The 18,377-nt window shown below is 73.4% G+C and carries 14 protein-coding genes; 9 read left to right on the top strand and 5 right to left on the bottom strand.

Annotation, left to right across the window (positions count from 1 at the left end):
* Window positions 1-83: 83 nt before the first annotated feature.
* Window positions 84-851, top strand: a complete 768-nt coding sequence (locus K7396_RS01260) for a RapZ C-terminal domain-containing protein (RefSeq protein WP_223659546.1) — start codon at window positions 84-86, stop codon at window positions 849-851.
* Window positions 852-968: 117 nt separating this feature from the next.
* Window positions 969-1,511, top strand: a complete 543-nt coding sequence (locus K7396_RS01255; RefSeq protein WP_152104242.1) for a YcxB family protein — start codon at window positions 969-971, stop codon at window positions 1,509-1,511.
* Window positions 1,512-1,676: 165 nt separating this feature from the next.
* Here the strand turns inward: K7396_RS01255 and K7396_RS01250 are convergent, their stop codons facing one another.
* Complete coding sequence (locus K7396_RS01250; RefSeq protein ID WP_174886815.1) at window positions 1,677-2,438, bottom strand: hypothetical protein; 762 nt, start codon at window positions 2,436-2,438, stop codon at window positions 1,677-1,679.
* 326 nt (window positions 2,439-2,764) lie between these two features.
* Between K7396_RS01250 and K7396_RS01245 the strand changes: the two genes are divergently transcribed.
* From K7396_RS01245 to K7396_RS01235, 3 genes are all read left to right on the top strand, one after another.
* The gene (locus K7396_RS01245) at window positions 2,765-3,181 is read left to right on the top strand and encodes a hypothetical protein (RefSeq protein ID WP_086717552.1); all 417 of its coding nucleotides are present in this window, start codon (window positions 2,765-2,767) and stop codon (window positions 3,179-3,181) included.
* Between the two features lie 272 nt (window positions 3,182-3,453).
* Entirely contained in the window at window positions 3,454-5,478 is a 2,025-nt protein-coding gene (locus K7396_RS01240; RefSeq protein ID WP_373866869.1) for a glycoside hydrolase family 5 protein, read from the top strand.
* 132 nt (window positions 5,479-5,610) lie between these two features.
* Complete coding sequence (locus K7396_RS01235; protein ID WP_223659544.1) at window positions 5,611-5,907, top strand: PASTA domain-containing protein; 297 nt, start codon at window positions 5,611-5,613, stop codon at window positions 5,905-5,907.
* Window positions 5,908-5,932: 25 nt separating this feature from the next.
* Here the strand turns inward: K7396_RS01235 and K7396_RS01230 are convergent, their stop codons facing one another.
* Window positions 5,933-7,081: a Glu/Leu/Phe/Val family dehydrogenase gene (locus tag K7396_RS01230; RefSeq protein ID WP_086717550.1), complete on the bottom strand. Its 1,149-nt coding sequence runs from the start codon at window positions 7,079-7,081 to the stop codon at window positions 5,933-5,935.
* Window positions 7,074-10,046 (bottom strand): FAD-binding and (Fe-S)-binding domain-containing protein, encoded by a 2,973-nt coding sequence (locus K7396_RS01225; RefSeq protein ID WP_086717549.1) that lies wholly within the window; start codon window positions 10,044-10,046, stop codon window positions 7,074-7,076. Before K7396_RS01225 ends, K7396_RS01230 begins: the two co-directional genes overlap by 8 nt.
* Before the next feature lie 187 nt (window positions 10,047-10,233).
* Between K7396_RS01225 and K7396_RS01220 the strand changes: the two genes are divergently transcribed.
* A complete protein-coding gene (locus tag K7396_RS01220; RefSeq protein WP_223659541.1) occupies window positions 10,234-11,148 on the top strand; it encodes a LysR family transcriptional regulator in 915 nt (304 codons plus the stop codon).
* 70 nt (window positions 11,149-11,218) lie between these two features.
* On the opposite strand, the gene K7396_RS01215 is transcribed toward K7396_RS01220, so the two are convergent.
* Together K7396_RS01215 and K7396_RS01210 are read right to left on the bottom strand one after the other, a co-directional pair.
* Window positions 11,219-12,616 (bottom strand): amino acid permease, encoded by a 1,398-nt coding sequence (locus K7396_RS01215; RefSeq protein WP_174886816.1) that lies wholly within the window; start codon window positions 12,614-12,616, stop codon window positions 11,219-11,221.
* Window positions 12,617-12,985: 369 nt separating this feature from the next.
* Entirely contained in the window at window positions 12,986-13,912 is a 927-nt protein-coding gene (locus tag K7396_RS01210; RefSeq protein ID WP_152104243.1) for a LysR family transcriptional regulator, read from the bottom strand.
* Window positions 13,913-14,092: 180 nt separating this feature from the next.
* On the opposite strand from K7396_RS01210, the gene K7396_RS01205 reads away from it, so the two are divergent.
* The 3 genes from K7396_RS01205 to amaB are packed head-to-tail and all read left to right on the top strand — an operon-like array spanning window position 14,093 to window position 18,257.
* Window positions 14,093-15,262 carry an NAD(P)/FAD-dependent oxidoreductase gene (locus tag K7396_RS01205; protein ID WP_086720296.1) on the top strand — a complete coding sequence of 390 codons (1,170 nt, stop codon included), beginning with the start codon at window positions 14,093-14,095 and terminating at the stop codon, window positions 15,260-15,262.
* Between the two features lie 28 nt (window positions 15,263-15,290).
* The gene (gene hglS / locus K7396_RS01200) at window positions 15,291-16,682 is read left to right on the top strand and encodes a 2-oxoadipate dioxygenase/decarboxylase (RefSeq protein WP_086720297.1); all 1,392 of its coding nucleotides are present in this window, start codon (window positions 15,291-15,293) and stop codon (window positions 16,680-16,682) included.
* Between the two features lie 45 nt (window positions 16,683-16,727).
* Window positions 16,728-18,257 (top strand): L-piperidine-6-carboxylate dehydrogenase, encoded by a 1,530-nt coding sequence (gene amaB, locus K7396_RS01195; protein WP_086720298.1) that lies wholly within the window; start codon window positions 16,728-16,730, stop codon window positions 18,255-18,257.
* Window positions 18,258-18,377 lie beyond the last annotated feature (120 nt).

Below are 18,377 nucleotides of genomic sequence, written 5' to 3'. Positions count from 1 at the left end.
GATTGCCCGTCGGTACGGTCCCGTTGCCTGTCGGTACGGTTCCCCTGCCGTTCCCCGTTGCCCGCCCGATGACAGGAGAGGTCATGCCCAGTAGCGTCGCCCCGGTCCGCATCACGTCCTACGGCGCCCGCTGGGGCGCCCCGCCCCGGCACGACACCAGTGCCCTCGTGCTGGATGTCCGGGACCGGATGTGGGACCCGGCCGACACCGCCATCACCGAGGCCCTCGTGCCGCTCACCGGACTGGACCCCGCGGTCCGCGACTACGTCCTCTCCGCCCCGGACGCCCGGCGGACCGTCGAGCGCACCGGCCGTCAGATCCTGGCCCTGCACCGGGCCGCCGCCGAAGAAGCCGTTCATCTGTACGTTGCCTGCTGGTACGGCCGCCACCGCGCTCCGGCCGTCGCCCGGGCGGTCGCCGACTGGCTTGCCGAACGCGGCACCGTGGCCGACGTCGAGCACCGCGACATCGCCCGCCCGCTGATCCACAGCGAACCGGCGAAACAGCTGGAGTCCTGCGCGTTCTGCCGCATCGTCTCCGGGGCCGCGTCCGCCCGGCTCGTCCGCGAGTGGCCGGAGGCCCTGGCGATCGTGCCCCGCCGGGCGGTCGTCCCCGGTCACCTCCTGGTCGTCCCGCGCCGCCACGTACGGGACGCGACCACTGACCCGGCGGTGACCGCCGCGGTGATGCAGCGCGCGGCGGAGCTGGGCGCGGAAGTGGCGGGCGACCTGAACCTCATCACCGCCGTCGGCCCGGCGGCGGCACAGACGGTCTTCCACGCCCACGTCCATCTGGTGCCCCGGCGCGACGGTGACGGGCTTGTGCTGCCCTGGGCTCCCCGGCGGCAGTGACGGCGTGCGGGCCGCCGGGCCGCGGTGCACCGACCTCACCCCGCCCGCGCGGAAGCCGGGGCTAGGATCTCCGTTCGGATACTTCGGCGGCGAACATGGACGAGGGGGTAACGGGGCGTGGCACAGGTGGAGTTGTCGTACAGGCCGACGGTCGAGGACTTCCGGGAGGCACTGGGCGCCCGGGCGAGGGTCTCGGTATCGGTCCGCCGCACCCGCCGGCTGATGGCGCTCGTGGCCGTGTGCATGGTGGGCGCGGCGGTGCTGTCGTGGGCGGGCGACGACAGTGTGGATCCGCCGGTCGTCGTGATGGCGCTGGTCTTCCTGCTGGTCCTGATGGGGCAGACGCGGATGCAGGCCAGGAGCCTCCACCGGCTGGCCGCCGCGAAGGGCGAGCAGCGGATCGTGGTGGACGAGTCCGGCGTCACCGTCGCGACCGAGCAGGGCAGCAGCACCGTCACCTGGCAGGCCGTACCCCGCTACGCCGAGACGCCCCGGCTCTTCGTCCTGCTCAGCGGTGACAAGAACGCCTCCGGCGTCACCCTGCTGCCCAAGCACGGGACGAGCAGGGCGGGGGACACCGACCGGCTGCGCGCCCTGCTCGACCAGCGGGCCTCGCGGGTCGGGGAAACCGTGGCGTCACCTGGGCCGCCGGGCTCGTAGGACCGGGGGCGGTGAGGTGTCGCGGCGGCATGCCGTCGGGAATGCCTCGTCGATTGCCTGCTTCGTGTGGCTGTCCGGGTGGCCCGGCCGACGGGCATCGCCCGGCGGGCATCGCCCGGCCCCGAGGCTTCGGGCAAGGCGCCTGGGCGGCGCCGTGGGTGCCGTTCAGTGGTGCGAGGCGGGCACCGTACGTGGCCGTGCGCTGGGGACCGCCCGGTCCTCCTCGTCGGTCCGGGGGGTGGGCCGGCCCAGGTGGAGGGCGGTGACGAGGTCGACGGACGGGTCGAGGGCGGCGTCGACGCGGAGGTGCAGCAGCGGCCCGCCGCGGGTGAAGAACCGGGTGCCGAGGGCCGCGTTGAGCCGGGCGGCGGCGGTCGCGGTGACGGTGACGCCGGTGTCCATGCGCAGCACGGCGGCCTCGGTGTCGATCGCCGACACGGTGCGGGGCCGGGCAAAGGTGCCCAGGGTGGTCTTCGTGCGGCGGTTCAGAACGGCGTACAGGGTGCCCTGCGAGAGGTCGCCGACGAAGCCGGTGATCTTGACGACCTTCTTCGTCTTGATGTTGATCAGCGCGATACCTGCGCGGGAGAAGCGGAGCTCGCCGCCGACCTTGCCGCCGCTGTTGGTGACCGCGCCGCTCTTGATGCCGAGGCGGATGCTGCCGGTGGAGTAGTGCGGGCTGATCTGGCCCTGGGTGTCGATCTCGGCGATCGCGACGCCGCGGGACTTGAGCGCGGCGAGGGTCTTCGGGGGTGCGTCGAAGCGGGCCGAACCGCCCTTGACGGGCACCTCGGTGCTTCCCGCACGCCGCTCCCCGGCCTGACCGGGGAGCGGCGTGCGGGAAGCGGGAGCTGTGGGGGCGGCGGCTGCGAGAAGAGCGGTGGTGAGCGCCAGAACGGCAGCCGTGGCGAGAGGGCGGGGGCGCATGCAGGTCCCTTTCTCCGGTGGGGCCGAGTGACTGCGGAGCACTCGATTCCGTGATGGTGCGATCACCCTACGTGCTCGATGGGGCGGGTCGGTGGTGCCGCCGGTGCGCCGGGCCGGGGCGTACGCCGCTCGGCCCCGTGGTGGTGAGGGAGGGGAGAGCGGGTGCCGAGGGCGCGGCCGGCGTTCCGGAGCCGGCGGGGTGTTAGCCGCGTGTTAGTGGATCAACAGCGGGCACCCGCAGTCTGGGGCCCAAGGCTGCGCCGGACCGCTGAACCGCCGGATCGCGGGCCCGTAGAGCCGCAGGACCGGAACCATCAGGGGGACTCATGTCGGATCGCCTCACGCACCATCGCGGCCGTAAGACCGCCGCCGCCACGCTGATCGCCGCGGCGGCGCTTGCGCTGACGGCCGCCTGCCAGCACTCCGCGTCCGGCGCGGCGGAATCGCGTTCCGGCGCTTCCGCGGCCACCGTGGATGCGCCCGTCATGAACGCGTCCGCCGCGAACGCCCCGGTCGCGCATGCCCCGGTCGTGAACGCTCCGGTCGTGCGCGCCGCTGACACCGATGCCGCCCGGGTGATCACCGTCGTCGCCGGACGCGGTGCCTACAGCGGCAGTGCCTCTGCCGCTCAGGCCGAGACCATCCGTCTGCTGCCTTCGGCCGGCGGCGGCCAGGACGAGAAGATCGAGCCGGGCATGGTGCACGTCATCCCGCGGGACGGGAAGCGGAACTCCCGGCTGTAGTGGCCGTGGGGTGGCGTCGCCCTGGACCAGTCGGTCCCCGCGCCGCTCGGGCGTGCGCCGGATCCTTCGCCAATCCGGTCAACGCGGCCTGGAGGGCGCGCAGTTGGGATTGCCGCGGGCGTCGTCCGGCTACCGCAGCCGCCAATTGTGGCCGAGAAGCGCCGGCCGTGTCGGGGCCGACGGCCCCTCCGTCCCCCACCGTCCCGGAAATCCCGCCGAGGCGGTATGGCGTCGTCCGGCACCCGTGGGTAACTTGTCGATGCTCCGCAGCGATGTCCTGTCGCGCGGGGCTGCTCGTCGGGCGGACCCGGCGGGGACACCCGAGGGAGCGGGCGGATGCGGTGAAGCCATTCTTACGTTCGGCGTGCGGTGCCGTGGCGGTATGCCTCGTCCTCATCCTCACGGGCAGTGGGGTCACGGGCGCGGCCGCCGCCGCCCCCGTTGCGCCGAAGGCGGCCGCGGCCGCTACCAGGGCGGCGCCCGCACCCGACCCGGCATGGACCGCACCACTGTCCACCAGAGGCCGCTACATCGTCGACGCGGACGGGAAGCGGATCCGCTGGAAGGCCGGCAACTGGGACGGTGCGCAGGGCTCGTGGAACGGTTCGGGCGACATCGATGACCCGGCCAGTCACCATGGGGGCCAGAACTCCCACGGCATCCCGGTCGGGCTCGACCGGGTGGGCATCCCCACGCTGCTGCGCGACTTCCGCGCACTGGGGCTCAACAGCATCCGGCTGCCGTTCTCCAACGAGATGATCCACTCCACCGCGCCGGTGCCGGACGCCGCGGTGGCCGCCAACCCGCGGCTGCGCGGCAGGACACCGCTGCAGATCTTCGACGCCGTGGTCGAGGCCCTGACCGCCGACGGCTTCGCCGTCATCCTCAACAACCACACCAACACCACCCGCTGGTGCTGCGGCCTCGACGGCAACGAACGGTGGAACAGCCGCCAGACCACCCGGCAGTGGGAGGACGACTGGGTCCTCATGGCCCGCCGCTACCGGGACGACGGCCGGGTCGTGGGGGCGGACCTCTACAACGAGGTGCGCCGCGACGTCTGGGACGACCCCAACTGGGGCCTGGGCGACAGTCACGACTGGCAGGCCGCCGCGCAGGAGGCGGCGGACCGGATCCAGACCGAGGCCAACCCCCGGCTCCTCCTCATCATCGAGGGCATCAACTGGACCGGGCTGCCGGTCGACGGGCTGCCGCACGGCCGCCCCACCCTCACCCCGGTCCGTACGCTGTCGCACACCCTCGTCCGCTCCGGGAAGCTCGTCTACTCCGCCCACTTCTACGGCTACACCGGCCCGCACCACAGCGGCGCCACCGGGGTGGGGGAGACCAGCGACCCCCGCTATCAGGACCTGACCGCCGATCAGTTGCACGCCACGCTGCGCGATCAGGCGTTCTTCGTCTCCGCCGAGACCGGACAGCACTTCACCGCACCCCTGTGGATCAGCGAATTCGGCATCGGTGCCGACGAGCGCGGCCAGGCCGCCCGCACCTGGTTCGCGCGTATGACGGACTACCTCGCCACCACCGACACGGACTTCGCCTACTGGCCGCTCGTCGGCTGGAGCACCGACGGCCAGGGCCGCCCGATGGGGGACGGCTGGGCCCTGCTGCGCTACGACAACGGCGGGAGCCGCAGCGGGATCCTCGACGGCGACGACTGGCGGGCGACGGCGTGGCACCGGCTGATGACGGCACCGCAGCGGACGGGGACGGTGCCGCCGACGCCCGTCTGGCACCAGCTCACCGTCGACCACCGCGACTTCGTCCAGTCCCTGAGCACCCGGGCCCTCGGCGACTGGGACGCCGGAGCCCGCAAGGCGGCCTGCCCCGACGGGGAACGGATGATCGGCATCGGCCACACCGGGGGACGCGGCCTGTGCACCGATGCCCCCACCGCCCGCGACCTGCGCGCGCCGGGAAGCCCCCCGGAGGTCGTACGCGACGAGCGCTATGTCCCAGCCGGCGGGGACTGGGCTCCCGGCTACCGCAAACTCCAGTGCCCCGAGGGCAGCTTCCTCTCCGGGTACAGCCTGCGCGGGGAACGGGTCTCCGCCGTGGTGTGCATGCCCGCCCGCACCTCGCTCGGCACGGCGGGGCAGACCGTCTGGTTCGACCGTGGCGACCACCGTCCGCCCGGCGACCCCGGTGGCGACTTCGCGTACGGCCACTACAAGGGCCAGTGCCCGTCCGACGCCTACGCGGCGGGCATCGCCCACACCAGCCGCCCCGGCCACCGGGACAGCCCCGAGGCCCTGCTCTGCCGGGAGCTTTCCTGACGGGGCGGGTTCCGGGGGCCGCGGCTCTGTGGCCGTGGCGGGACCCGGTTCCGGTGACCGTGACGGGCGTGGTGGCCGCCGTGACGGGTGCCGGCCTCGGTGACCGTGGCGCGTCGTGATCGTTCTCCGGTCGTGAACAGAATCGTCACCGCCTCGGTCCTCGCCCTCTGCTGCCTGGTTCCGGCCGTGCCGGCCCAGGCGGACGGCCCCGAGAGGATGCCGCAGGTGGCGGGCCACCGGCTGGTCTCCGCCTACGCGGCCCTCCACTACGACACCTCCGTCCGGCTCAAGGACGGGCGCGGCGCCGGCCGCCATGTGCTGTGGCCGGCGGCCTGGAAGGTCTGTGCGCAGGATCCGTCGGCGGGCACCCCGCTGCAGGGCCGGCGGGTCACCCTCACCGTCGTCAAGCGCGACGAGTCCTGCCCGTAGCAGAGCGCCCCGGCCGGCGGTCGCCTCAGTCGCGGGGCAGGCGCCCCTTGCTGTGCATGGCGGTGCGGACGCGGTCCTCGGCCAGGCGGCGCCCGGCGGCGTGCGGCGTGACGCGCTGCTGCCGGGCCGCGTCGAGCACGGTCAGGGTGTTGGCGCGCAGCCGGGTGGAGACCGTCTCGACGATGGTGGACGTGTCGGGCCGGAACCCGGAGTAGCGGGCGTCCATCGCGAAGGCGGCCGCGACGACGCCGCCGGCGTTCGCCACGAAGTCGGGCAGCACGGTGATGCCGCGCTCCGCCAGGATGCTCCGGGCGTCCGGGGAGGTGGGCAGGTTGGCGCCCTCCACGACCAGCTTCGCCTTGATCTCGTGCGCGGTGGTGCGGTCGATGACGTCCTGGAGCGCGGCGGGCACCAGGATGTCGCAGTCCACGGTGAGTTCGCCGCCGGGGGCGAGAGCGGTGCCGGGGGAGTGGCGGGTGACGAACCGGTCGCCGTGCTCGTCCCGGGCGGCCAGCAGCGCGTCGACGTCGAGGCCGCCGGGGTCGTGCAGCGCCCCGTGCGCGGTGGACACCGCGACGACGGTGGCGCCGAGTTCGGCGAAGCGGCGGGCGGCCGCGCTGCCGACGGCGCCGAAGCCCTGGAGGGCGACCCGGGAGCCGGCCATCGGCAGGCCCTGGTGCCGGGCGGCGGCGTCGGCCGCCTCGGCGACGCCGTGGCCGGTGACGCCGAGCTTGTCGTAGGCCACGCCGCCGAGGTGCTCGGGGGTGCCGACGGCGGCGCCGCGGTCGCCCAGCTCGTCCTGGACGATGGCGGCGTCGCTCTCGGTCAGGCCCATGTCGAGCCCCATCACATACTCGCGGGGCACCTCGTTGGACAGCGCGCGGGCGAAGGCGCGCAGCACCGCCTCCTTGTCGCGGGCGGCCGGGTCGGCGACGATGCCGGCCTTGGCGCCGCCGTAGAAGAGGTCGACGGCGGCCCACTTCCAGGTCATGACGCGCGCCAGCCGGGCCACCTCGTCGACGGTCACGCCGGGGCTCATGCGGGTGCCGCCCTTGCCGATGCCGCGCGCGGTGTTGTCGATCACCAGGACGCCCTTCATGCCGGTGCGCCGGTGCGAGACGACGACGATCTTCTCGGGGCCCCACTCGTCGACGAGGGAGAGTGCGTCAGTCACGGGCGTGTTCCTTGTCGGTAGGCAGAAGGGACGGTGCGGGCGGGGCGGAGGAGCCGGCCGGGGGCAGTGCCCGGGCGATCAGCTCGGCGAGGTGGGTGCCGCCGCGATCGGTCTGCTGGGCGATCTGGGTGCGGCAGCTGAAGCCGTCGGCCAGGATCCGGGTGTCGGCGGCGGCCGAGCGCACCGCGGGCAGCAGCACCTGTTCGCCCGCGGCGACCGACACGTCGTAGTGGCCGCGTTCGAAGCCGAAGTTGCCGGCGAGGCCGCAACAGCCGGAATCGAGCGCGGTGTTGTCGATGCCCATCCGGGCCAGCAGCGTCGCGTCGGCGCCGAAGCCGGCGGTGGCGTGCTGGTGACAGTGGGTCTGGCTGAGGGAACGGCCCTCGACCCGCGGGGGCTGCCAGCCGGGCGCGTCGTGGACGAGGAGTTCGGCCAGGGTGCGGGTGGCCCCGGCCAGGGCGCGGGCGTCCTTGTCGCCGTCGAGGAGTTCGGGGAGGTCGCTCTTGAGGGCGGCGGTGCAGCTCGGCTCCAGTCCGACGACGGGGACGCCGGCGCGGACGTCGGGGGCCAGCGCGTCGACGGTCCGCCGGCCGACCCGGCGGGCGATCCCGAGCTGCCCGGTGGTGATCCAGGTGAGCCCGCAGCACTGGGTGCCGTCGGGGACCCGCACCCGGAAGCCGGCGTGCTCCAGCACGGCCACGCCCGCCTTGAGGACCTCGGGGCTGAAGTGGTTGTTGAAGGAGTCGACCCACAGCAGGACCGGGCCGCGCCGGCCGTCGCCCCGGGGTGTGCGGCGGCGGAACCAGGTCAGGAAGGTCTGGTCGGCGAAACGGGGGAGGTCCCGTTGCGCGGCGATGCCGCCGAGCCGTTTGAGGGCGGGGGCCAGGCGGGAGGCGGTGAGCGCGTTGACCAGCCGGGGGAACCGGGCGGCCAGGCGGGCCAGCAGCGGCAGCCAGCCCATGGTGTAGTGCGCGGCGGGCCGCAGGCGCCGCTTGTAGTGGTGGTGCAGGAACTCCGACTTGTAGGTGGCCATGTCCACGCCGACGGGGCAGTCGGCGCTGCACCCCTTGCACGACAGGCACAGGTCGAGGGCGTCCCGGACCTCGGTGGAGCGCCAGCCGTCGGTGATCACTTCGCCCTGGGTCATCTCGTACAGGAGCCGGGCGCGGCCGCGGGTGGAGTCCTTCTCGTCGCGGGTGACCCGGTAGCTGGGACACATCACCTCGCCGCGGTGGTCCGCGGAGCGGCACTTGCCCACGCCCACGCACCGGCGGGTGGCCTTGGCGAAGTCGCCGTCGTCGGCGTGGAAGGGGAAGACGGTGGCCAGGGGCAGCGGGGTGCGGTGCGGGCTGACGCGGAGGTTGCCGTCGACGGGCAGCGGGCGCACGATCATGCCGGGGTTGAGGCCGTTGTCGGGGTCCCAGATGTTCTTGAACTCCTCGAACAGGGCGATCACGTCGGGCCCGTACATCAAGGGCAGCAGCGCGGAGCGGGCCTGGCCGTCACCGTGCTCGCCGGACAGCGAGCCGCCGTGCGCGGCGACCAGCCGGGCGGCGTCGGCGAGGAAGGCGCGGAAGACGGCGGTGCCCCGCTCGGTGGTGAAGTCGAAGTTGATCCGGACGTGCAGACAGCCCTCGCCGAAGTGCCCGTAGACGGCGCCCCGCAGCTCGTAGCGGTCCAGCAGCTCGGTGAACCGGCGCAGGTAGGAGCCCAGTTGGTCCGGCGGGACGGCCGCGTCCTCCCATCCGGGCCAGGCCTCGGCCCCGCTCTCGCCGCCGGAGCCCGGGGGCAGACGGGTGGCCAGGCCCGCGCCGTCCTCGCGGATCCGCCACAGGCCGCGGGCGCGGACGGGATCGGTGACGATCTCGTGGCCGGTGCAGCCGGCGGCCTGCTGCGCCGTCCCGGCCAGCGCTGCGGCCTGCCGCGGCAGCGCGTCCTCGGGCCCGCCGAGTTCCGCGAACAGCCAGGCCCGGCCGGCGGGCAGGGTGTCGATGGCGGCCCTGGTGCCCGGCCGGGTGACGATGTCGGTCAGCGCGCGGTCGAGTCCCTCCAGGGCCAGCGGCTCGTGCCGGAGCAGGGCGGGGACCGCGTCGGCCGCGGCACCGGCGTCCGGGAACCCGAGGACGACCAGGGTCCGTGCGGGCGGAGGTGTCAGCAGGCGGACGGTCGCCGAGAGGACGACGGCCAGTGTGCCCTCGCTGCCGACCAGGGCCCTGGCGAGGTGGAAGCGCCGTTCGGGCAGCAGGTGTTCCAGCGCGTAGCCCGACACCTGCCGGGGGAACCGCCCCAGTTGGGTGCGGAGCGTCGCCAGATGGCGCTGGGCTAGCCGGTCCAGGGCGGCGATCAGCTCGCCGCGGTCGTCTCCCGCGGTCACGGCCGCGTCGATCTCCGCACGGGTCATCTCGCCGAGCCGGACCACCGTGCCGCGGTAGGTGACCACTTCCAGTTCCACGATGTTGTCCGCGGTGCGGCCCCAGGCGAGGGAGTGCGAGCCGCACGCGTTGTTGCCGATCATGCCGCCCAGGGTGCAGCGGCTGTGGGTGGAGGGGTCGGCGCCGAACAGCAGGCCGTGTTCGGCGGCGGCGCGCTGCAGGTCGTCCAGGACGATGCCGGGCTGCACGGTCGCCGTCCGGGCCCGCGGATCCAGCGCGATCAGCCGGTTGAACCAGCGGGAGAAGTCGAGCACCACGCCCGGCCCGACGGCCTGTCCGGAGGTGCTGGTCCCGGCGCCGCGCGCGGTGACCGGCACCCCCAGACCACGGCAGACCCGCAGCGCGTTGAGGACGTGCTGCCGCTCGCGGGGGAAGACCACGGCCAGCGGGATCTGCCGGTAATTGGAGGCATCGGCCGAGTACTGGGCCCGACGGCCGGCGTCGCCGGCGACCGTGCCGCAGTCCGCCTCGTCGAGGGCGGCGGCCACCGCTGCCGCATCGAGGCTGCCGACGCCCTGGGCTGTCGAGGTCACCGTGCTCGCTCCTTCTGGCTCACCGGTCGTGTTCCGCCTGGTCCCGACCACGATGTGGGCCGTCGGGGGCCGCGGACAAGGCCCAGCAGGACGAAAGAATGCGGTCTTGAGGGCAAGGAATGCTTAGGCTCGCGTTCGAGGGTCGCGGATGCTTATGCTCGCCCTCCCCGTTCGTTGGGAGCCCGCGTTGCTGAAGCCACTGCATCTGCTCACCCTCAAGGCCGTCGTCCGCAGCGCCTCGTTCGCCCTGGCGGCCCGTGACCTCGGCTACACCGCCTCCGCCATCTCTCAGCAGATCTCCGCGCTGGAGAAGGAGACCGGCCTGGTGCTGTTCGAGCGCGAGGCGCACGGCATCCGTCCCACGGCCGCGGCGCACCGGCTGGTCGACCTCAGCACCCATGTGCTGGCGGCCATGGACGACCTGGACCACCAGGTGCAGGAACTGGCCACCGGCGCCACCGGCCGGCTGCGGCTGGGCAGTTTCCCCACCGCCGACGTGCGGCTGGTGCCCGCCGCCCTGTCCGCGCTCGTCGAGAGCCACCCGCGGGCGCGGATCCAACTGGAGGAGGGCGAGCCCGAGGAGCTCGTCACCGCGCTCAGCCACGGCGACCTCGATGTCGCGCTGGTCTTCGAGTACGGCCTCAGCCCCCGCCAGTGGCCCGCCGGCCTCGCCCGCCACCACCTGCTGCGCGAGGACCTCGTCCTGCTCCGGGCCCGTGACAGCGGACTCGGCGGCCAGCTGTCCCAGCTGTCCGGGGCCCGCTGGATCACCAGCCGGGAGGACACCGCCGGGGCCCGCTCGTTCGTCCGCCTCTGCGCCGCTGCGGGGTTCGAGGCCGCCGTCGCCTTCCGCAGCAACAACTACGACGTGGTGCGGGAACTGGTCTCCGCGGGCCTCGGCGTGGCCGTGGTCCCGGCGCTCGGCCATGTGCCCGGCGACGGCATCGAGGCGACCCGGGTCACCCAGCGCTCCGCGCACCGCACGGTGATGGCGCTGTACCGCAGCGAGAACAGCAACCCGCTGCTGCCCGCCGTGCTCCGCTGCCTGCGGCGCGCGGTGCCCACAGGCGAGCCGTACCTGCATCCCGCGCCTGCCGGGTGACCGGCCGGGCGCGGGCGGGCTCCGCCGCTCCCGGGGAGGAGGGAGCGGCGGAGCGGCGGCTGACCGCCCGTCACGGGGTGGGCGCGGGCGCGGGGTCGTCGGACTCCGACATCCGGTCGAGGTCGTCGAGGTCCACCGAGCCGCCCGGCATCACCGTGCGGGTGCGGCGGTATCCGTAGCCGGCGTAGAGGGCCAGGCCGACGACCAGCCAGCCGCCGAGCCGCACCCAGGTCTCCCACTGCAGGAACGACATCAGCCAGACCGAGAAGGCCATTCCGAGGACGGGCACCACCGGCATTCCCGGGCAGCGGAACCCGCGCTGGAGATGCGGCTTGCGGTAGCGCAGGACCAGCACGGAGGCGGAGACCACCACGAACGCCAGCAGCACGCCGATGTTGGTGAGTTCCGCGACCGCGTTGATGGGCAGCAGACCCGCCAGCACGGCCGACACGATGCCGATCAGCCAGGTGGCGCGGTGCGGGACCTTGCGCCGGGGATGGATGGCGCCGAACCACGCCGGCATCAGCCCGTCGCGGCTGAGGGCGTACCACAGGCGGGCGGCGCCCATCATGAAGGAGAAGGTCACGGTGACGATGCCGATGACCGCGCCGACGGCGATCACATTGGCCAGCCCGCTCAGCCCCACGCTCCGGAACGCGCTGGAGATGCCGCTGTTCGGATTGAGCTCGCTGTAGCGCTGCATCCCGGTGAGCACGACGCAGACCAGCACGTACAGCACCATGGAGACCGCCAGCGACAGCATCATCGCCTTCGGCAGCTTGCGCCGCGCCTCCACCGATTCCTCCGCGGCCGTGCTCAGCGCGTCATAGCCGAAGACGGCGAAGAAGACCGTGGCCGCGCCGGTGAACGCCCCGCCGAAGCCGAACGGCGCGAAGGGATGCAGATTGCCGGTCCTGACCTTGGTGAAGCCCACCACGATCACCAGCAGCACGATGGCGATCTTGACGACGGTCAGCACGGTCTCCACCCGGGCCGAGGTGCGGGTGCCCCGGGTCAGCAGCCAGGCCACGGCGAGACAGATCGCCACCGCGAGCAGATCGACCCGGTGGCCGGCGCCGGTGCCCGGGGCGCCCAGGGCCCAGGCCGGCAGGTGGATGCCGACGGCCTCCAGCAGGAAGCCCAGATAGCCCGACATGCCGATCGCCACGACGGCGACGATGGCGGTGTACTCCAGGAGCAGGTCCCAGCCGACGATCCAGCCCACGATCTCCCCGAGGACCGCGGCGCAGTAGGTGTAGGACGAGCCCGCCTTCGGCACCATGCCGGCGAACTCGGCATAGGCGAAGGCCGCACAGAGCGAGGCGGCTCCCGCCACCAGGAACGAGAGGAGCACGGCGGGCCCCGCGACATCGCGGGCGACGGCCGCGGCGAGGCTGAAGATGCCGGCCCCGATGATGGCGCCGATGCCGATCATCGTGAGCTGGGTGAGGCCGAGCGTGCGCACCATGCGCTCACCGCCGGGCTGTTCATGCGGCAGTGTTCGCCTGAAGATTCCCTGGGGGCCTCTTCCCAGCAGTGCGCGAAGGGGGGAATGGGGGGTGTGATGGGGGGACATCGCTCGCTCCCTGTCAGGCAACGGCGGCACGACGGGCCACCGTCGTGGCGGGGGTCACCACTGCTCGAACCCTCACCCACGATCCTCCCCGGCAACAGGGACCGCAGCGCGACAACTTGCGTGGCTGAGGGCAAGCGGAGCTGGTGGAGGCGGGCCGCAGCACGAGAAGTCCGGATTCTGCTGCATGCTGCATCTTGTTGTGGCGGCGGACCAACCCGGCCGGAGGGAAGGCGGGTTGGGGAGCGGCGGCCGGGGTCCGCCCTACGGATCGCGGCGGGCCGCCGGGCCGCGCCGGGCTTCGGACACCGCCCGCAGGACGTCGATCAACGCCGCCACCGTCGGCCGGTGCTCGACGGAGGAACGGCACATCACCACGATGTGCCGCTCGACCTTCTCCCGCAGCCGTACGACATCGAGACGGGAGGCGCGCAGGCCCAGCATCAGATCCGTCACCGTGCTCACCCCGATCCCCGCCTCGACGAGCGCCAGCGTGGCGGCTGTGTCGGTCACCTCGTGCCGGACGCGGGGCTCGACGCCCGCCCGCCGGCACGCGGTGCGCACCGCGCGGCCGTAGTAGCTGTCCGCCGACGGCAGGATCCACCCCAGCTCCTGGGTCTCCGCCAGGCCGATCACCTCGCGGCCGTCCAGCGACCCGGCGGGCACCGCCAGCGAGAAGCGCTCGCGGTACAGCTGCCGCACCTGCAGCGCGGGCTCGCGCGGAATCGGCACGTCCGGGTAGTCCAGGCCGAGCGCCAGGTCCACCGCTCCGGACGCGACCGCGTCGTGCACCTCGTCCACGTCCATGTCACGGCTGTGCACCGTCAGCCCCGGATGCACCCGCCGCACCTCCTGCAGCGCCCGCGGCAGGATCTCGGCCGCCGCCGTGGCGAACAGGCCCACCTGCAGCACCCCGGAGATCTCGTGCCGGGTGCGCTCCAGCGCCTCGACGGCCTCCGCCTCCGTCGCCAGGATCCGCTCGGCGTGGCATGCCAGCGTCCGGCCGGCGTCGGTCAGCTCCACCCGCCGCCCGACCCGCCGCAGCAGCTCCATACCGGCCGCTTTCTCCAGCGCGGCGATCTGCTGGGAGACCCCACCGGGCGTGTATCCAAGGGCCTGTGCCGCCGCGGTGATCGTGCCGCGCCTGGTCAGCTCCACCAGGGACCGCAGCTGGGCACTCGTCCAGTCCATATAGAGATCGTAATAGATCAGACGCACTAACTGTTCGTAGACGTCAACGGTTGGTGTGCTGCACGATGACGGGCAGCTAGCTGATCAGCTCTTCTCGCCATGCACTGACAGCCCCGCCACGCGCCGGACCGACACCCCCGGCGCAGGCGCCGGCCTCCGGAAGGGATCGGCCTCTTGTCCATGTCATCCACCTCCCGCACCGTGCCGCCGACTGCCGACGTCGTGATCGTCGGCGGCGGTGTGATGGGCACCAGCATCGCCTTCCACCTGGCCGAGGCCGGGGTGACCGACATCGTCGTCATCGAGCGCGGCGAACTGGGCAGCGGCAGCTCGGGCAAGCCGATCGGCGGGGTGCGGGCGCAGTTCTCCGACCCGCTCAACATCGCGCTGGGCAGCAGGAGTCTGCGGGCCTGGCAGGACTTCGGACAGCGCCCCGGCGCCGACATCCGGCTGGACGACGTCGGCTACCTCTTCCTGCTCACCAGCGAGCGGCAGGCCGCCGACTTCGAGACCTCGGTCCGGATCCAGAACGAACTCGGCGTCCCCAGCCGCATCATCGGCCCCCACGAGGCACATCGGCTGTGCCCCTACGTCACCACCGACGGGCTGGTGGCCGCCGCCTACTCGCCGACCGACGGCCACGCCCGGCCCGGACTCGCGGTCCGCGGCTACGCACGCGCCGCCGCCCGGGCCGGCGCCGCCTTCGCCACGCACACCACCGTCACCGGCCTCGACACCACGGGAGACCGGGTCACGGCCGTCCACACCGATCACGGCCGGATCACCTGCTCCACCGTCATCTGTGCCGCGGGCGCCTGGTCCGCGCGGCTCGGTGAGATGGCAGGTGTCCACCTCCCCGTGCGCCCGGTGCGCCGCCAGCTGGCCTTCACCGTGCCGCTCGCGCCGCCCGCCCCGCGCATCCCCTTCACCATCGACTTCGACTCGACGGCCTACTTCCACAACAGCGACGACGGCCTGCTGTTCGGCCTCGCCGACCCAGGCCAGGCCGACGGCTTCGACACCACCTGGACACCGGACTGGCTCACCCTGTTCCGCGCCGCCGCCCGGCGCAGGGCCCCCGCCCTCGCCGACATGGAGACCAACGGCGGCTGGGCCGGACTGTACGAGGTCACCCCGGACCACAACGCACTGATCGGCCGCGCCGGTACACCGCACAACTTCCTGTACGCCACCGGGTTCTCCGGCCATGGCTTCCTGCAGGCACCGGCCGTCGGCGAGATCGTGCGCGACCTCCACCTGGAGCGCACCCCGTTCCTCGACGTCACCCCCTTCGGCGCCGACCGCTTCACCACCGGCGCCGAGACCCGCCCCGAAATCCACGTGGTGTGAATCCCCCCGAAGGAAGGACGACCCGCCGATGATCAGCCAGTGGCACCTGCGCGCCGCGTTCGCCCAGCGGCTCTCGGACATGTACGGGCGGGAGGTGCCCGCCTACACCACGCTCGTGGACGTCTCCCGCGAGGTCAACGAGGACGTGCTGCGGGCCCGCGGCGCCGACGCCGAGCGCCTGGGCTCCATCGGCCGGGTCACCGCGGAGCGGCACGGCGCCATCCGCGTCGGCACACCGGAGGAACTCCGCCAGGTCGCCCGCGTCTTCGGCGCCCTGGGCCTGCGTCCGGTCGGCTTCTACGACCTGCGGGAGGCCGCCGCCAGCGCGGTCCCCGTCGTGTCGACCGCGTTCCGACCCGTCGACGGCGAGGAGCTGGCCCGCAACCCCTTCCGCGTCTTCACCTCCCTGCTCACCCCCGCCGACCCCCGGTTCTTCGACCCCGACCTGCGGGCCCGCCTGGAGAACTTCCTCGACGGGCGCGAGCTGTTCCCCCCGGAACTGCTGGACCTCGCCGACCGCGCGGAGGGCGCCGGGGAACTCTCCGAGGCGGACGCCGAACGGTTCCTGCACCTCGCCGTGCGGGCCTTCGAACTGTCCCCCGAGCCCGTCGACCAGGCGTGGTACCGCACGCTGGAGCGGGTCTCCGCCGTCGCCGCCGACATCGGCGGCGTCCGCAGCACCCACATCAACCACCTCACCCCGCGCGTCCTGGACATCGACGAGCTGTACCGGCGGATGACCGAGCGCGGCATCGAGATGATCGACACCATTCAGGGGCCGCCCCGCTGGAAGGGCCCCGACGTCCTGCTGCGCCAGACCTCCTTCCGCGCGCTCGCCGAGCCCCGCGCGCTGCGCACCCCGGACGGCAGCGTGATCAGCGGGGCGCTGCGGGTGCGCTTCGGCGAGGTCGAGGCCCGCGGTATCGCCCTCAGCCGCACCGGCCGGGCCCGCTACGACCGGCTGCTCGCCCGCGTCGACGAGGCGGCCGCCGGGCTGCCCCGGCCCGACCGGGACCGGCTCGCCCGCGACCTGTGGGCACAGGAGATCCCCGACAGCGAGCAGGGGCTCGCCGCACAGTGCCTGGCGCACTTCACCTACCACGTCGCGCCCGACCGGCCGCGCGACGGAAGCCGGCCGCCCGCCGGCCTCGGCGACCTGCTGGAACAGGGCTGGATCCGGGCCGAACCCCTCGTCTACGAGGACTTCCTGCCCCGCTCGGCCGCCGGCATCTTCCAGTCCAACCTCAGCGAGGAGGGCTCCCGGAACAACGACCGGCAGGGGGCCGCCTACGACAGCGCCTGGCTCTCCGGCGTCCTCGGCCGCGACGTCCTCGACCCCTTCGACCTCTACGAGGAGCAGCAGAACCGCTCCCTGGCACAGGTCACCCGCGAACTCGGCCTCGACGGCACACCCGTCTGACCCCCGGCCCGCCACCCGCACCCCTCAACACCCCTAGGGAGCACCATGACCCGCACCATCCTCCCCACCACCGAGGACCTGCGCACCCGTGCCCGCGCCGGCCTCGCCGCCCTCGGCGTCACCGTCCCGGAGGGCGATGACTTCGCCGCCCGCAGCCCGATCACCGGCGAGGACCTCTTCGGCCTGCGCGCGGCCACCGCCGCCGGCACCGAGGAGGCCGTCGCCGCCACCCGCGAGGCGTTCCTCGCCTGGCGCACCACCCCCGCGCCCCGCCGCGGTGAACTGGTGCGCCGCCTGGGTGAGTTGCTGCGCGACCACAAGGGTGAGCTGGCCGACCTCATCACCATCGAAGCGGGCAAGATCCGCTCCGAGGCGCTCGGCGAGGTCCAGGAGATGATCGACATCTGCGACTTCGCCGTCGGCCTGTCCCGTCAGCTCTACGGCCGCACGATCGCCTCCGAGCGCCCCGGCCACCGGCTCGCCGAGACCTGGCACCCGCTCGGCGTGGTGGGCGTGATCTCCGCGTTCAACTTCCCCGCCGCGGTGTGGTCGTGGAACACCGCCGTCGCGCTGGCCTGCGGTGACACCGTGATCTGGAAGCCCTCGGAGCTCACCTCGCTGATCTCGCTCGCCTGCGACCGGCTGCTGGCGCGGGCCGCCGAGGACGTCGGCGCCCCCCGCGATGTGCACCGCCTGCTGCTGGGCGACCGCACCGTCGGCGAAAAGCTCGTCGACGACCCCCGTATCGCGCTGATCAGCGCCACCGGCTCCACCCGCATGGGACGCGAGGTCGGCCCCCGCGTCGCCGCCCGCTTCGGACGCAGCCTGCTCGAACTCGGCGGCAACAACGCGGCCGTGGTCACCCCCTCCGCCGACCTCGACCTCGCCGTGCAGGGCATCGTCTTCGCCGCGGCCGGCACCGCGGGCCAGCGCTGCACCACCCTGCGGCGCCTCATCGTCCACCGCGACATCGCCGACACCCTCATCGCCCGGCTGACCGCCGCCTACCAGAAGCTCCCCATCGGCGACCCGTTCGACGAGACCACCCTCGTCGGCCCGCTGATCTCCACCGCCGCCCTGGACACCATGCAGGACGCCCTCACCCGGGCGCAGGCCGAGGGCGGCAAGATCCTCGCGGGCGGCAACCGGCGCCTCGCCGACGCCGCGCCCCGGGCCGGATACGTCGAACCCGTCATCGTCCGCGTCGACGAACAGACCGACGTCGTCCGCGAGGAGACCTTCGCCCCCATCCTGTACGTGCAGACCTACGAGACCCTGGAGGAGGCCATCGCACTGCACAACGACGTCCCGCAGGGCCTCTCGTCCAGCATCTTCACCCGCGACCAGCAGGAGGCCGAACTCTTCCTGTCCGCGGAGGGCTCCGACTGCGGCATCGCCAACGTCAACATCGGCACCTCGGGCGCCGAGATCGGCGGGGCCTTCGGCGGGGAGAAGGAGACCGGCGGCGGCCGCGAATCCGGCTCCGACGCCTGGCGCGCCTACATGCGCTCCGCCACCAACACCATCAACTACTCCAGCCGCCTCGCCCTCGCCCAGAACGTCAGCTTCCTCTAGACACCGGACGGGCCCCCGCCCGCACCGGTACGTCCCCGACCGCCCCCGTCCTGCCGTGCGCAGGGCGGGGGTTCGTCGTGCCCGGGGCGTCCCCCACCGCCCGGGGACCCGGCCAAGTGC

It is taken from the genome of Streptomyces angustmyceticus (genome assembly GCF_019933235.1).
Taxonomy (GTDB): Bacteria; Actinomycetota; Actinomycetes; order Streptomycetales; family Streptomycetaceae; genus Streptomyces; species Streptomyces angustmyceticus.
Note: the sequence above shows the minus strand (reverse complement) of the source record. Positions and strands in the feature narration are given on the sequence as shown.

Coding starts and splice junctions, on each gene's coding strand:
- K7396_RS01210 (WP_152104243.1), bottom strand. CDS start 13,912: ATGGACTGGACGAGTGCCCAGCTGCGGTCCCTGGTGGAGCTGACCAGG.
- amaB (WP_086720298.1), top strand. CDS start 16,728: ATGACCCGCACCATCCTCCCCACCACCGAGGACCTGCGCACCCGTGCC.
- hglS (WP_086720297.1), top strand. CDS start 15,291: ATGATCAGCCAGTGGCACCTGCGCGCCGCGTTCGCCCAGCGGCTCTCG.
- K7396_RS01205 (WP_086720296.1), top strand. CDS start 14,093: ATGTCATCCACCTCCCGCACCGTGCCGCCGACTGCCGACGTCGTGATC.
- K7396_RS01245 (WP_086717552.1), top strand. CDS start 2,765: ATGTCGGATCGCCTCACGCACCATCGCGGCCGTAAGACCGCCGCCGCC.
- K7396_RS01215 (WP_174886816.1), bottom strand. CDS start 12,616: ATGGTGCGCACGCTCGGCCTCACCCAGCTCACGATGATCGGCATCGGC.
- K7396_RS01240 (WP_373866869.1), top strand. CDS start 3,454: ATGTCCTGTCGCGCGGGGCTGCTCGTCGGGCGGACCCGGCGGGGACAC.
- K7396_RS01250 (WP_174886815.1), bottom strand. CDS start 2,438: ATGCGCCCCCGCCCTCTCGCCACGGCTGCCGTTCTGGCGCTCACCACC.
- K7396_RS01260 (WP_223659546.1), top strand. CDS start 84: ATGCCCAGTAGCGTCGCCCCGGTCCGCATCACGTCCTACGGCGCCCGC.